This is a genomic window from Mycobacterium sp. RTGN6, assembly GCF_033804605.1.
In the GTDB taxonomy this organism is placed as follows: domain Bacteria; phylum Actinomycetota; class Actinomycetes; order Mycobacteriales; family Mycobacteriaceae; genus Mycobacterium.
In genome coordinates this window covers 43281-56276 of the sequence record NZ_JAPZKZ010000001.1, presented here as the reverse complement: position 1 = coordinate 56276, position 12996 = coordinate 43281, and the positions used below count along the sequence as shown (strand labels likewise).

Annotated in this window: 15 protein-coding genes; 1 reads left to right on the top strand and 14 read right to left on the bottom strand. The window is 69.6% G+C overall.

The features are described 5' to 3' along the window. Positions 1-18 precede the first annotated feature (18 nt). The 4 genes from SLQ33_RS00275 to SLQ33_RS00260 all read right to left on the bottom strand — a co-directional run bounded on the left by SLQ33_RS00275 (position 19) and on the right by SLQ33_RS00260 (position 3898). Positions 19-1557, bottom strand: coding sequence for a ComEC/Rec2 family competence protein (locus tag SLQ33_RS00275; protein ID WP_319451783.1), 1539 nt, complete (start codon positions 1555-1557; stop codon positions 19-21). Further along, complete coding sequence (locus SLQ33_RS00270) at positions 1554-2366, bottom strand: ComEA family DNA-binding protein (RefSeq protein WP_319451782.1); 813 nt, start codon at positions 2364-2366, stop codon at positions 1554-1556. The genes SLQ33_RS00275 and SLQ33_RS00270 overlap by 4 nt, the downstream gene beginning before the upstream one ends. A 99-nt stretch (positions 2367-2465) precedes the next feature. Continuing rightward, positions 2466-2870: a RidA family protein gene (locus SLQ33_RS00265; protein WP_319451781.1), complete on the bottom strand. Its 405-nt coding sequence runs from the start codon at positions 2868-2870 to the stop codon at positions 2466-2468. Next, on the bottom strand, positions 2867-3898 hold the full coding sequence (locus SLQ33_RS00260) for an acetamidase/formamidase family protein (RefSeq protein ID WP_319451780.1): 1032 nt from the start codon (positions 3896-3898) through the stop codon (positions 2867-2869). Before SLQ33_RS00260 ends, SLQ33_RS00265 begins: the two co-directional genes overlap by 4 nt. A gap of 106 nt (positions 3899-4004) precedes the next feature. On the opposite strand from SLQ33_RS00260, the gene SLQ33_RS00255 reads away from it, so the two are divergent. Next, positions 4005-5051: a dihydrodipicolinate reductase gene (locus SLQ33_RS00255; RefSeq protein ID WP_319451779.1), complete on the top strand. Its 1047-nt coding sequence runs from the start codon at positions 4005-4007 to the stop codon at positions 5049-5051. Positions 5052-5148: 97 nt separating this feature from the next. On the opposite strand, the gene SLQ33_RS00250 is transcribed toward SLQ33_RS00255, so the two are convergent. The 10 genes from SLQ33_RS00250 to SLQ33_RS00205 form a co-directional block, all read right to left on the bottom strand. Beyond that, positions 5149-5385 carry a 50S ribosomal protein L36 gene (locus SLQ33_RS00250; protein WP_319451778.1) on the bottom strand — a complete coding sequence of 79 codons (237 nt, stop codon included), beginning with the start codon at positions 5383-5385 and terminating at the stop codon, positions 5149-5151. Positions 5386-5488: 103 nt separating this feature from the next. Then, entirely contained in the window at positions 5489-6106 is a 618-nt protein-coding gene (locus tag SLQ33_RS00245; protein WP_319451777.1) for a maleylpyruvate isomerase family mycothiol-dependent enzyme, read from the bottom strand. Beyond that, positions 6103-6942, bottom strand: a complete 840-nt coding sequence (locus tag SLQ33_RS00240; protein WP_319451776.1) for a DegV family protein — start codon at positions 6940-6942, stop codon at positions 6103-6105. The genes SLQ33_RS00245 and SLQ33_RS00240 overlap by 4 nt, the downstream gene beginning before the upstream one ends. Before the next feature lie 2 nt (positions 6943-6944). After that, entirely contained in the window at positions 6945-7688 is a 744-nt protein-coding gene (gene octT, locus SLQ33_RS00235; RefSeq protein WP_319451775.1) for a diglucosylglycerate octanoyltransferase, read from the bottom strand. Then, positions 7678-8340: a glucosyl-3-phosphoglycerate phosphatase gene (gene gpgP / locus SLQ33_RS00230; protein WP_319451774.1), complete on the bottom strand. Its 663-nt coding sequence runs from the start codon at positions 8338-8340 to the stop codon at positions 7678-7680. The genes octT and gpgP overlap by 11 nt, the downstream gene beginning before the upstream one ends. Then, positions 8337-8729, bottom strand: coding sequence for a ribosome silencing factor (rsfS, locus tag SLQ33_RS00225; protein WP_319451773.1), 393 nt, complete (start codon positions 8727-8729; stop codon positions 8337-8339). Before rsfS ends, gpgP begins: the two co-directional genes overlap by 4 nt. Beyond that, positions 8726-9355, bottom strand: a complete 630-nt coding sequence (gene nadD, locus SLQ33_RS00220; RefSeq protein WP_319451772.1) for a nicotinate-nucleotide adenylyltransferase — start codon at positions 9353-9355, stop codon at positions 8726-8728. Before nadD ends, rsfS begins: the two co-directional genes overlap by 4 nt. A gap of 32 nt (positions 9356-9387) precedes the next feature. Next, entirely contained in the window at positions 9388-10830 is a 1443-nt protein-coding gene (locus tag SLQ33_RS00215) for a VWA domain-containing protein (protein WP_319451771.1), read from the bottom strand. 31 nt (positions 10831-10861) lie between these two features. After that, positions 10862-11737, bottom strand: coding sequence for a MoxR family ATPase (locus SLQ33_RS00210; RefSeq protein ID WP_319451770.1), 876 nt, complete (start codon positions 11735-11737; stop codon positions 10862-10864). A gap of 17 nt (positions 11738-11754) precedes the next feature. Further along, positions 11755-12996, bottom strand: coding sequence for a glutamate-5-semialdehyde dehydrogenase (locus tag SLQ33_RS00205; protein WP_319451769.1), 1242 nt, complete (start codon positions 12994-12996; stop codon positions 11755-11757).

The following is a 12996-nucleotide window of genomic DNA, read 5'->3' as shown; positions in this document are numbered from 1 at the left end:
CTCACGCCGTTGATCGTGTCATGGCGGCCCGACAGCACCGACACCGTGGCCCGACGTCCAGGCGAGCAGACACAGCAGCGCTGCGGCCACCCCGATCCGTCCCCACCGCCACCGCCACGCCACGAGGACGGCGATTCCCGCCGCGGCCACGCAGACGACGCCGGGCAGCCCCGACGGCACCGGGACGGTGGCGCCCGGCAGCGACGCGCACCAGCGGGCGACGTGTAGGAGCCACCACAGTTCGGGTCCGGTGAACCGGATCAGCAGCCGGGCCGCCGCGGGCCACAGCGCCGTCAGGGCAGCGGCCGCGGTGCCGACGACGGTGATGGGCGGAATGACCACGGCCACCAAGAGATTCGCGGCGACGGACACCAAGCTCAGCGTGCCCGACATGCCGGCCACGATCGGGGCGGTGACCAACTGCGCAGCGAGCGCGACCGCGACGCCGTCGGCCAGCGGCTTGGGCCAACCCCGTGCGACGAGCCGTCGCGACCACGCCGGTGCGATGACGACGAGCGCCGCCGTTGCCGTCACCGAGAGCGCGAACCCGACGTCGACGGCCAGTTCGGGCGCCGCGATCATCAGCACGATCACGCAGGCCGACAGTGCGGGCACCGCCTGACGTCGGCGGCGAGACACGATGGCGAACAGCGTGATGCCGCCCATCACCGCGGCGCGCAGCACGCTCGCCGACGGTTGTACCACCGCGACGAACGCGATCAACGCGACGGCGGCGGCCGCGACGGCGGCACGTGGGCCCACCAGGGCGGCGGTGAGCAGGACGGCCCCGCACACGATGGTGACGTTCGCACCGGACACCGCCGTCAGGTGTGTCAGCCCAGCGGACCGGAACTCGGTGGTGGTCTGCGCAGTCAAGGTCGACGTGTCCCCGAGCACCAGCGCGGGCAGCATCGCCGCCTGGTCGGCAGACAGCACCGCGCGGGCCTGCTCGGCGAACTCGGCCCGCACGCGGGCGGCCACGCGTTGCCACCCAGGCGCGTCGCCGAGGCTCGGCTCGCCCGTCGCCGACAGCACCGCCACGGTGAGCTCGGACCTGGTGGGCCTGCCGACGCGGGCACGGAACGTCGCCGGGCGGCCCGCGGTCAGCGCGCCGAATCCGACGGAGGAAGCGAAAACGACCACACGTCCGGATGATTCGACTCCGTCGAGACTCCGCAGGTCTGCGCGGAACATCAATCGAGCGCCGCCCAGGAGCCGGGGCGACTCGCTGGGAGTGACCGTGACGGTGGCCGTCGCACCATATCGAGAGACGACGGGGTGCGTTCCGAGGTCGTGGACGCGAAGTCCGACGGCGATGGTGAATGCGACGCCGATCGCCGCAACGGCCACGACGATCGGCCACGCCGCCCGCGGCTCGGGCACCCGCTTCCGCAACCACCGACCCAGGACGGCCGTCGCGACGACCGCAGCGGTCAGCACGCATGCCGAAGACCATGGCCCCCACAGGATCCCCGCGGCCGTCACCGACCAGCACGTGACGGCCGCGGGCACCAGACGGAGGTCCAGACCCGCCGCATCGGGCGAGGGCGCGGTCACACATGGACCAGGTCGCGCAGCTTCTCCAGCCGCGCGGGTCCGATGCCGTCGACCTCACCGAGCTGATCGACGTTGGCGAACCGGCCGTTTGCCGTCCGCCACGCGAGTATCGCCGACGCCATGACTGGCCCGACCCCGGGCAGCGTGTCGAGTTGTTCGAGCGTGGCCTCGTTGAGATCCACCTGCGCAGGCGCAGGACTGGGCGCGGCGGGTCCAGGAGCAGGAGCCCCGCCAGGCGGGGTACTGATCGAGCTGCCCATCGCAGGCGGAGTGCCCGGCGGCGAGGCGATGCCGACGACGAGCTGTTCACCGTCGGCGACGCGCCGGGCCATGTTCAAACCCGTCATGTCGGCACCGTCCAGTGCCCCGCCGGCGGCCTCGAGCGCGTCGGCGATCCGCGCACCCGGCCCGAGCGTCACCAACCCCGGCGTGCGCACCAGCCCTACGACGCTGACGACCACCGAGGCGTTCGGCGCTGGTGACGACGGCGCGACGGCCGTGCCACCCGTCGACGAAACTGGCTGCACGGAGGGAAGATTCGCGGACACCACCCGCGGTTGATCGTCACGCGCCAACGTGAAGATGGTGACCAGGACGGCGATGAGTCCGACCACACCTAGCCCGATGAGGCCCGCGCGTCCCGGATCGGCGCGAATGGCGGCGACCCAGTTCGACGAGTCGCTTGCCGCGTTGTCGGGCAGCCACCGGGACAGCGACGTGTCCGACGCATCGTCATCGGGCTCCGCGTCGGCCTCGGCTTCGCCGGCCAGGCGTCGGCGCACCCGGTCGGCAGGCAGTTCGGTTCGCATGCCGCGACGGTAGGACCGCCTACCGGCTCACCTCGTCCGTCGACCCGGCTGCTCCGTGCCCGCTGTGGATGAATCCGCTTCTGGGGATGACGGCCGTGGCTACGCCCACCCGGCTGCGCGCCAACACACCCAGTCGACCTCGACGAGCGCGCCGACCGCGAGGCCGGTGACCCCGACGCAGGTCCGCGACGGCAACCGGACGGGAAACCACGCCGCGTATGCGTCGTTGAAGGCCGGATAGTCCGCCCAATCCAGGAGGTAGGCGCGCACGGACACGACGTCGGTCACTGCGCCGCCGCACAGTTCGGTGACCCGCACCAGGTTGCGCATCACCTGGTCGGTTTGGGTCGCCACGTCGTCGCCGACGACCGCGCCGGTGACGTCGGTCGGCATCTGCCCGGTGACGTAGAGGGTCTCGCCGGCCGCGGTGGCGTGAGCGAACGGGGCGACGCTCGGCGGCACGCCGTCGTCGGGGGTGAAGGTGAACGAACGGATGCCGCTCACGCCGCCGGGTCCGCCCACCGAGGGAAGCACCGCTTGTCGACGCGGGCATGAACGCCCTGACGTTGATCGACCACCTGGGTGACCGTGAAGTCCACCGCGACCGACATGAACGAGTAGGCGTCGGCGCGCGTCTGACCGAAATAGCGCACCAAGACGTCGAGCGTGCGCAGTGCCGCGGCCTTCATGGCGGCGTCCAACGTGTCACCGAAGCCATGCACCAGCAGTTCGGTCGCCGTCTCCAACACCGGCACGGTGAACGGCAGGTCCCGGCGAATCGTCAAGCGCAGCAACCCATTCAGTGACGACTCCAGAGCGGTGCCGCTAATCTCGCCGTCGCCTTGCGAGACGTGCGGGTCGCCGACGGACAGGAGCGCGCCGGGCACCTGCACCGGGTAGTACATGCGGCCACCGGCGCCGATCCGCCAGTTGTCGACGTTGCCGCCGTGGTCGCCCGGGGGTACCGACGACACCCGCTCGGGTGCGGCCGGGGCGACGCCCATGGTGCCGAAGTGCGGTCGCAGCGGGACGACGACGCCGGGCAGCGCCGCGGTGCGCGCGGCTGGGTCGGGCACCACGATCGTGCCGGGACTGTCGGCCAGTGGCGTGGCGGTCCAGTCGTATCCGAACAGCGCGCGGCCCAGCATGGCGTGGGTGTCGAGTTCGTAGATCGTGACCCGCTCTGTCGGCAGTTCGTCGTAGAGGTAGCCCCAGTGCCCGGCCAGGTTGGAGCCGTAGGGCAGGCGTGGGCGGGCCTCGAGGATGTCGACCTGCAGCACGTCACCGGGCTGGGCCCCCTCGACCGCGATGGGTCCGGTGAGCAGGTGCGGCCCAGGTCCGCGGTCGGTGACGACGTCGAACACCTCGGCGATGCGCGGATCCATCAGCAGGTCGGGCGCGTCGCCGGCGTGGTGGGTGAGCGTCTCGATCGACACCAGATCACCCGATGCGACGGTCAGTGTCGGCGCGAGCCGCGGGTCGAAGAAACCCCAGTGCACCGTCGACGGGACGGCGGGCAGGAAGTGGTGCATCGCAGAGATGATGCCAGCGCAGCCGTCCCCCGGCCCGTCGAGCGACTCGGCAGGTATACATATTGACCGAAGGTGTCTACTGAACCGCCACGACGAGGAGGCGCGCATGACCAAGCGACCGCTGAAGGTGATCCAGTGGACCACCGGCAACATCGGCAAGCGCTCGCTGCACGCGATCATCTCCCGTGACGACATGGAACTGGTCGGGGTGTACGCGCACGGCGCCGACAAGCTGGGCGTCGACGCCGCCGCACTAGCCGGGTGGCCAGAACCCACGGGCGTCACGGCCACCGACGACGTCGACGCTCTCCTCGCGCTCGAGCCCGACGCGTGCTGCTACAACCCGTTGTGGGCAAATGTCGACGAGCTCACGCGACTCCTCGAAGCCGGTGTCAATGTCTGCTCCAGCGCCGCGTGGATCACCGGTGGCAAGCACCCGCCTGAGGAGCTGGACCGCATCCGAAAGGCCTGCGAGAAAGGCAATTCCACGATATTCGGCAGCGGCGCGCACCCCGGCATGACGAACATGGTCGGCATGGTGCTGTCCGGCGCCTGCGAAGGCGTCGACGAGATCCGCATCACCGAGTCCGTCGACTGCTCCACCTACGAATCGGCGGGCACGCAGGCCGCGATGGGCTTCGGTTGCGACCCGCAGACTCCCGACCTCGCCGAGAGCGTGCAGCGCGAGAGCGAGGTGTTCGCGGAGTCCGCGGCGATGATGGCCGACGCCATCGGCGCCAAACTCGACCGGATGACGTTCGACGTGGAGTTCACCACCGCCACCGGTGACAGCGACCTGGGCTTCATGCAGATCCCGAACGGCACGGTCGCGGGCGTGTATGGCTACCACCGTGGCTGGGTCGGTGAGAAGAACGTCGTCAGCGTCGGGTTCAACTGGATCATGGGCAGCCACGTCACCCCGCCCAAGCCGCTCGAACACGGCCACGTCATCCAGGTGTTCGGGACGCCCAACATGCGCACGGTGTTGCACTGCCTGCCACCGCGGGATTGGACGGAGCCCGGCTTCATGGGGTTGGGCATGATCTACACCGCGATGCCGGTGACCAACGCGGTGCCTGCGGTGGTCGCCGCAGCGCCCGGCATCGTGACGCTCAAGGACCTGCCGCCGGTGACGGGCCGCTTCGTCGGCTAGTGGACCAAACGTCGAAGGTACGGTTGTTGTACAGATCGCCCGAGTAAGGCCGCAAACAAGCGTACCTTCGGCGAGCCGTTCCACTGCACAGCGTCGGCTAACCCTGGCGGGCGTGCGGCTTCGTGGTCTTACCGATGATGTAGACCCTGCCCTTGCGGCGTTCCGTGGTGCCCTGATCGCCAGCGGTGGTCGGCTGCTGCTCGACGATCGAGGCCTGGTCGACGACGGCGTCGTCGGCGAGCGCGACAGGGGCACCGAGCGTCAATGCGCCGAACGCCATGACGGCCGTGGCCACGACGAGTTTGGTGGTGTCGGCGCTCTTGGTGGCGGTCATGTCGTTCTCCTTGGTCGGTTGCGGCCCCCGCCGCACTCATTGACTAGGAGCGTGTTGCCCCCGGATTCCGACACTTTTTCGCCGTCGGCTCGGTGGGGAGCGCTCAGAGCCGCACAGTGAGCGTCGGCAGCCCCGGCCCAGTCAGATCCGCGAGCGCATCGCGACGGCCTGCCATCAGCATGAGCAAGGCCTCGCCGGGTCCGCGCACCTCGGCGCCGCGCCCGGCCGACCAGTCGACGTCCGTCGCGACAAGCCGGACGCCGCGGGCCCGCCAGGCCCCGCGAATCAGCGGTGCCCACCGCGCGAAGTCCAGCGCGACGAGCAACCGCTCCGGCGCGATGGTACGCGGGATGCCGAGCACTCGTCGAATGTCTTGCTGATGAATCATGTTGTCGGTCAGCGCGATCCGGCCACCGAAACCGGCGCCGAGTCCGCTGGGCTCGGCGTGCCTCCGAATCGTGTCGATCAGTTCCTCGGGCGATGTGTCCGACATCTCCGCGACGGCCAGCTCGTTGATGCGATCGGTCTGCAACCGGCCCGCGAGGAACCGCTTAACCAGGGCGCCGGGTGGCATGCCCTCGTAGCTCATCGTGTGGGCCACCACGTCGCGCACGCGCCACCGGTCGCACAGCGTGGGGCTGTCCCACTGCTGCGGTGAGAGTCCGGCGAGGAAGTCGGCGAAGTCCAGGCGTTCGTCGCGGGCGAGTTCCTTTTGCGTCATCCCTCGGCGACCTGAACGACGACACCGACCGCGCCACCGCCGAGGTGCACCGACAGCACCGTGCCCATGTCCGTCACGACCAACGACTCGACTTGAGGGAGCCGGTCCGTCAACGCCGCGCCGATGACGTCGGCGTCGTCGTGGTTGTCGACATGGTGCACGGCGATCGCGGCCCTGCGGTCGCCGACGAACTCCACGACCGCGTCCACGAGGGCGGCATGCGCCTTCGACACCGTGCGAATCCGCTGGGCGAGCACCAGGCGGCCGTCCACGTCGAGGCACAGCAGCGGTTTGAGCGACAGCGCGGTGCCCAGCCACGAGGCGGCGGTGCCGATCCGCCCGCTGCGCCGCAGATTGTCCAGCCGGTGCACGACGATGAACGCCCGGCCCGCAGGGACTGCCGCGCGGGCCGCCGCCTCCACGTCGTCGAGCGAGCCACCAGCGGTCGCCACCCGCGCCGCCGCCAACGCGACGAAGCCGACGCCCATCGCCGCCGAACGCGAATTCACGACGCGCACCGAGGGTCCGAACTCGCGGGCCGCCGCGACGGCCGAACTGAACGTGCTCGACAGCGCCGCGGACAGGTGAACGGCGACGACGCCGTCGCCGCCGCTGTCGGCGAGCGCCTTGCGGTAGGCGTCGGCGAGCTCGGCCGGTGCGGCGCCTGCGGTCGTGACGTGCGCGCGCGAGTACACGTCGTAGGGCACCTGATCGATGCCGTCGCGTAGGTCGTCCCCGTCGACCAGGACGTGCAGGGGTACCTGTTCGATGCCCCACCGCTGCAACTCATCTGGGTTAAGCCGGGCCGACGAGTCGGTCACCACCTTGACGGGCATGGCTAGTCGCCGTCGCCTTCGGGCGTCACACCGGCCTCGGCGAGCCCCTTCAGCATCAACTCGGCGACCGCGCGGTGCGCCTCGAAGTTCCAGTGGATGCCGTCGGGATTGCCGTATCCGTTCATCACCTGGTCGGCGACGGCGGCCTTCAGATCGACGATCGGAACGTCGTGCGCGCGGCCCCATTCGGTGATGGCAGCCACGGTGTCGTCGCGCCACCGATGTGACCGCCCATAGGTGTCGGCGATGTGCACCGACGGTATCGATGCAACGAACGGAATCCCCGGCCGGTTGAAGTCGATTGCCGCACGGGTCTTCTCGAGATAGTGGGCGCTCAGGTGCGCGGGCAGGGCAGGCCGGGCGACCCGCGACAGCCTCGGCTGCAACCACCCGTATCCGTCCCGCGCCCAACGGCGCAATCGCGGCGGCCGAACGTAGCGGATGAGCTCGCGCACCGCCGTCGGAAGTGGAGATGGCAACGAATCCATGCCCGACGTCGCGAAGATCACCGCGCCGGCCTTCGGCAGTGCGGCCCACGCCCGGGGATCCCCGATGGCCGCCCACCACACGTCGCGGCACGTCCAGCCGATGCGTCCGATGAGCTCGACGTCCCAGTCCAATTGGGCGGCAACGATGTTCGGCCAGATACGCGGATCGTCAGCGGGTAGTCCTCCGGTGGGCCCGTAGTACGACAGCGAGTCGCAGAAGATCAGCAGGGTGCGCCGGGTGGGAGCGTCAGAGGACATCGTTGGCGACCTGGGCCGAGGCGTTCCACACGTCGAGTCGCCACTTGACGTCCGTGGCATTCGGCGCCGAATGTCCGGACAGCTGAACCCAACTGGCGTTGCCCATGCCGCCGAATATCGGCCAGTTGTCGACGGGTATGCCGAGCACCGAGCCGGTCAGGGCGGCGATCAACCCACCGTGTGCCACCAGCACGACGGGGCGGTCGGGTTCGTCGACCCCCCACTCCTCGTGCTCGGCGATCAGTTCGTCGACAACGGGCGTGCTTCGGGCCGCCACGTCGACGCGGCTCTCGCCGCCGTGCGGAGCCCAACGGGCGTCGTCGCGCCATGCCAGCCTCGCGCCGGGAGCCAGCTCGTCCACTTCGAGGTGCGTCAAGCCCTGCCAGTCCCCGAGGTGCGTCTCGCGCAGCCGCGTGTCGATCTCGACGGGCAACCCGGCCCGCTCCCCCAGCGCCGTCGCCGTGTCGAGCGCGCGGCGCAGATCCGACGACACGATCAACAGCGGCTGGCGCTTGGCGAGCACCTCGGCGGCGGCGGCCGCCTGATCCCGGCCCAGGTCCGTCAGGTCCGTGTCGAGCTGCCCCTGCATGCGGCTGCCCGCGTTCCACTCGGTCTGCCCGTGGCGCAGCATCACCAACCGACGGATCCTCACGGCGATCCCTCACCGTCGACGTCGGCCACGTCGTCGAGGTCGACGGGCAGCACCGGGCAGTCCCGCCACAGTCGGTCCAACGCGTAGAAGTTGCGCTCGTCCTGGTGCTGGATGTGCACGACGATGTCGACGAAGTCGAGCAACACCCATCGGCCCTCCCGGGTGCCCTCGCGTCGCGCAGGCTTGTAGCCCGCGATCCGCATCTTCTCCTCGACCTCGTCGACGATCGCGTTCACCTGCCGGTCGTTGGAGGCCGACGCGATGACGAAGCAGTCGGTGATGACCAGTTGACCCGACACGTCGATCACGACGACGTCGTCGGCGAGCTTGGCCGACGCGGCCCGAGCGGCCACCGTCGCCATCACCGTGGCTTCCTCGGACGCCGTCATGCCGAGGTTTCCGTCATCGTGCGCGCCTTGTAGAGCCCACGCTTGGAGACGTACTGCACCACACCGTCGGGCACCAGGTACCAGATGGGCCGGCCGGTCTCGGCACGCCTGCGGCAATCGGTCGACGAGATGGCCAGCGCAGGCACCTCGACCAGCGTCAAGGCGTCCGGCGGCAGTTCCTTCATGGCCGCCGCGATGTGCTGACCGTCGAGTTCGTACCCCGGCCGGCTGACGCCGACGAAACGGGCGAGCGAGAACATGTCCTCCCAGTTCTGCCACGACAGGATCGAGGCGAGTGCGTCGGCGCCGGTGATGAAGTAGAGCTCGGTGCCGGGGTTGAGCGCGGCCAGGTCGCGCAAGGTGTCCTTGGTGTACGTGGCCCCACCGCGGTCGATGTCGACGCGGCTGACCGAGAAGCGCGGGTTGGCGGCGGTGGCGATCACCGTCATCAGGTAGCGGTCCTCGGCGGCGGTGACGGGCCGGCTGCGTTTCTGCCAGGGCTGGCCGGTGGGCACGAAGACGACCTCGTCGAGCTCGAACTTGTCGGCGACCTCGCTGGCCGCGACCAGGTGTCCGTGATGGATGGGATCGAACGTCCCACCCATCACTCCCAGTCGCCTAGTCATGAACATGCAGCTTACGGGAGTGACTCAGGGCGTTAGACGGGCAGCAGCTGGTCGATCACGGAGGCCAGCTGCTTCGCCGACCGGCATTCGTGCATGGTGATGACGTCCTCGTAGCGCGGCACCGCCGAGTCGCCGCTGCCCCACAGGTGCTTGGGCTCCGGGTTCAGCCAGTGCGCGTGGCGGCTCGCGCTGACCATGTGCGTCAGCAGATCCACCTCGGGGTTGCGGTAGTTGTTGCGGGCGTCGCCGAGCACCAGCAGCGAGCTCCGCGGCGACAACACGTTGGGCCACTTGTCCATGAACGACACGAAGGCGTGCCCGTAGTCGGAGTGGCCGTCGCGGGTGTAGACGCCCGCCTCGCGGGTGATGCGCTGCACGGCGACGGCGAGGTCGGCGTCCGGCCCGAAGAGCTCGGTGACCTCGTCGGTGGTGTCGATGAACGCGAACACCCGGACCCGGGAGAACTGCTGGCGCAGCGCACTGACGAGCATCAGCGTGAAGTGACTGAACCCCGCCACCGATCCCGACACGTCGCACAGCACCACCAGTTCGGGGCGGGCGGGATGCGGCTTCTTCAGCACGACGTCGATGGGCACGCCACCCGTCGACATCGACTTGCGCAGCGTCTTGCGCAGATCGATCTCGCCGCGACGATGCCGGCGCCGCCGCGCGGCCAGCCGGGTGGCCAGCGTGCGCGCCAGCGGGGCCACCACGCGCCGCATCTGGCGTAGCTGATCCCCTGAGGCACGCAGGAACTCGACGTTCTCGGCCAGCTGCGGGATGCCGTACATCTGCACGTGATCGCGGCCCAGCTGCTCGGCGGTGCGCCGCTTGGTCTCCCCCTCGACCATTCGGCGAAGCTGCGAAATCCGCCTGGCCGCAATGGCCTTGGCGATCTCCTCCTGCGTCGGCGTGGGCTCCTCGCCGTAGCCCGCGAGCAGGCCGGCCAACAGCCGACCCTCGAGTTCGTCGAGCGCCATGGCCTTGAGCGCCTGGTACGACGAGTACGACGGGCCGCGGCTGGAGTTGTACCGGCCGAACGATTCCACGATCTGGGCGATCATCGCCGCCAGCCGATCGTCGATGTTCTCAAGCTCCGGGTTGTTCTCCAGCATCGCGAGCAGCGCCTCGCGCATGGCCTCGACGTCCTGCGGCGGCGGCCCTTCGGATTCGCCGTCGTCGTCCTCGTCGTCCACCACGGTCCGCGCCCCCAGCGCGGAGGGGAACCATAGGTCGAACATCGCGTCGTAGGTCTCGCGGTGGTCGGCGCGGCGCAGCACGGCGCAGGCCAGCCCCTCCCGCAACACGTTCCGATCACCGAGGCCGAGCGTGGCCATCACCTGGCCCGCGTCGACGGTCTCCGAGGGTCCGACGTTGATGCCGACGCTGCGCAGCGCTTCGACGAATTCCACCAGGTGCCCGGGAATCCCATGTGGTGCAAGCGGTTGCGGTGGGCGGGTGCGTCGAACGGCCATCAGTCGAACTCCTCAGTATCAGGCTCCGCTTTTAATTCAGACGTAGCTCGCCCGCCGCGCGTAGTTGGTCGGACTGGTGCTTGAGCACGACACCGAGGGTGGCGGCGATCATCTCGTCGTCGATGGTGTCGAGCCCGAGGGCCAGCACGGTGCGGCCCCAGTCGATGGTCTCGGCGACGGACGGCACCTTCTTGAGCTGCATGCCGCGCAGCACCCCGATGATGCGGACGAGTTCCTCGGCGATCTTCTCGGGCAACTCCGGCACCCGCGACAGCAGAATGCGCCGTTCGAGGTCGGCGTCGGGGAAGTCGATGTGCAGGAACAGGCAGCGGCGCTTGAGCGCCTCGGACAGTTCGCGGGTCGCGTTGGACGTCAGCAGCACGAACGGCTTGCGTTCGGCGACGATCGTGCCGAGCTCCGGCACCGTCACGGCGAAGTCGGACAGCACTTCCAGCAGCAGGCCCTCGATCTCGATGTCGGCCTTGTCGGTCTCGTCGATCAGCAGCACGGTCGGGTCGGTGCGCCGGATGGCGGTCAACAGTGGGCGGGAAAGCAGGAACTCTTCGCTGAACACGTCCATCTTGGTCTGGTCCCAGTCGCCGGACCCGGACTGGATGCGCAGGATCTGCTTGGCGTGGTTCCACTCGTACAGTGCGCGGGCCTCGTCGACCCCCTCGTAGCACTGCAGCCGGACCAGTTCCGAGCCCGTGCACTGCGCGACGGCGCGCGCCAGTTCGGTCTTGCCGACACCCGCCGGGCCCTCCACCAACAGCGGCTTGCCGAGCCGGTCGGCGAGGAATACGGCCGTGGCCGTGGCGGTGTCGGGCAGGTAGCCGGTTTCGGCGAGTCGGTTGGCGACGTCGTCGATGTCGGTGAACAGCGGTGCCGGGATGGCGGGGACGCTCAAGTCACTCTCCTGTGCGGTCAAACTGGGCGGGTGTGGCCGTCGCCCCAGACGATCCACTTGGTCGAGGTCAGTTCAGGCAGCCCCATCGGTCCGCGGGCGTGCAGCTTCTGCGTGGAGATGCCGATCTCGGCGCCGAACCCGAACTGCTCACCATCGGTAAAGGACGTGGACGCGTTGACCATGACCGCCGCGGAATCAACCCGGTCGGTGAACCGTTGCGCGGCAGCGAGATCGGTGGTGACGATGGCTTCGGTGTGCCCCGTGCCGTACTCGTTGACGTGAGCGATGGCGGCATCGACGCCGTCGACGACGGCCACCGCGATGTCCATCGACAGGAACTCGGCGCGCAGTTCGTCCTCGCTGGGGTCGAGGTGAACCGTCACTCCGGCATCCTGCAGCGCGCCTACGAGCCGGGGCACCGCCTGCTCCGCGATGGCCGCATCGATCAGCAGCGACTCGGCGGCGTTGCACACGCTGGGGCGACGGGTCTTGGAGTTCAACAGGATTCGCTCGGCGACGTCGAGGTCGGCCGCTTCGTGGACGTAGACGTGACAGTTGCCGACGCCGGTCTCGATGGTGGGCACGGTGGCGTCGCGGACGACGGCGTCGATCAGCCCAGCCCCACCGCGCGGGATCACGACGTCGACGAGGCCGCGGGCCTGGATCAGGTGTGTGACGCTGGCCCGGTCCGCGCTGGGCAGCAGTTGCACGGCGTCGGGTTCCAGCCCCTCGGCCACCAGCGCGGCGCGCAGCGCGATCACGAGGGCCTCGTTGGAGCGCGCCGCCGAGGAACTCCCGCGCAGCAGCACCGCGTTGCCCGACTTCAGCGTGAGCCCGAACGCGTCGACCGTGACGTTCGGCCTGCCCTCGTAGACCATGCCGACGACGCCCAACGGGACGCGCTGCTGGCGGATCTGAAGGCCGTTGGGCAGCGTGCTGCCGCGCAACACCTCGCCGACGGGATCGGGCAGACCGGCCACCTGACGCAATCCGGCGGCGATGCCGTCGACGCGATTGGGGTTCAGGGCCAGCCGGTCCAGCATCGCCTCGGCGGTGCCCGCGGCACGGGCAGCGTCGAGGTCCTCGGCGTTGGCGGCCAGAATCTCGTGAACGCGGGCGAGCACGGAATCCGCCGCGGCGTGCAGCGCCCGGTTCTTGGTCTCGGTGCTCAGCGTGCCGAGCGTGCGAGCGGCGACGCGCGCGCGCCGGGCGGCGTCGTGTACCTGCTCCCGTAGCTCGACATCCGCTTGCACACCCAT

What these genes read in the sequence shown, in the direction of transcription:
- SLQ33_RS00270 (WP_319451782.1), bottom strand. Translation starts at nt 2,366, where the DNA reads ATGCGAACCGAACTGCCTGCCGACCGGGTGCGCCGACGCCTGGCCGGC.
- SLQ33_RS00260 (WP_319451780.1), bottom strand. Translation starts at nt 3,898, where the DNA reads ATGCACCACTTCCTGCCCGCCGTCCCGTCGACGGTGCACTGGGGTTTC.
- SLQ33_RS00255 (WP_319451779.1), top strand. Translation starts at nt 4,005, where the DNA reads ATGACCAAGCGACCGCTGAAGGTGATCCAGTGGACCACCGGCAACATC.
- SLQ33_RS00250 (WP_319451778.1), bottom strand. Translation starts at nt 5,385, where the DNA reads ATGACCGCCACCAAGAGCGCCGACACCACCAAACTCGTCGTGGCCACG.
- SLQ33_RS00245 (WP_319451777.1), bottom strand. Translation starts at nt 6,106, where the DNA reads ATGACGCAAAAGGAACTCGCCCGCGACGAACGCCTGGACTTCGCCGAC.
- SLQ33_RS00240 (WP_319451776.1), bottom strand. Translation starts at nt 6,942, where the DNA reads ATGCCCGTCAAGGTGGTGACCGACTCGTCGGCCCGGCTTAACCCAGAT.
- octT (WP_319451775.1), bottom strand. Translation starts at nt 7,688, where the DNA reads ATGTCCTCTGACGCTCCCACCCGGCGCACCCTGCTGATCTTCTGCGAC.
- rsfS (WP_319451773.1), bottom strand. Translation starts at nt 8,729, where the DNA reads ATGACGGCGTCCGAGGAAGCCACGGTGATGGCGACGGTGGCCGCTCGG.
- nadD (WP_319451772.1), bottom strand. Translation starts at nt 9,355, where the DNA reads ATGACTAGGCGACTGGGAGTGATGGGTGGGACGTTCGATCCCATCCAT.
- SLQ33_RS00215 (WP_319451771.1), bottom strand. Translation starts at nt 10,830, where the DNA reads ATGGCCGTTCGACGCACCCGCCCACCGCAACCGCTTGCACCACATGGG.
- SLQ33_RS00205 (WP_319451769.1), bottom strand. Translation starts at nt 12,996, where the DNA reads ATGGGTGTGCAAGCGGATGTCGAGCTACGGGAGCAGGTACACGACGCC.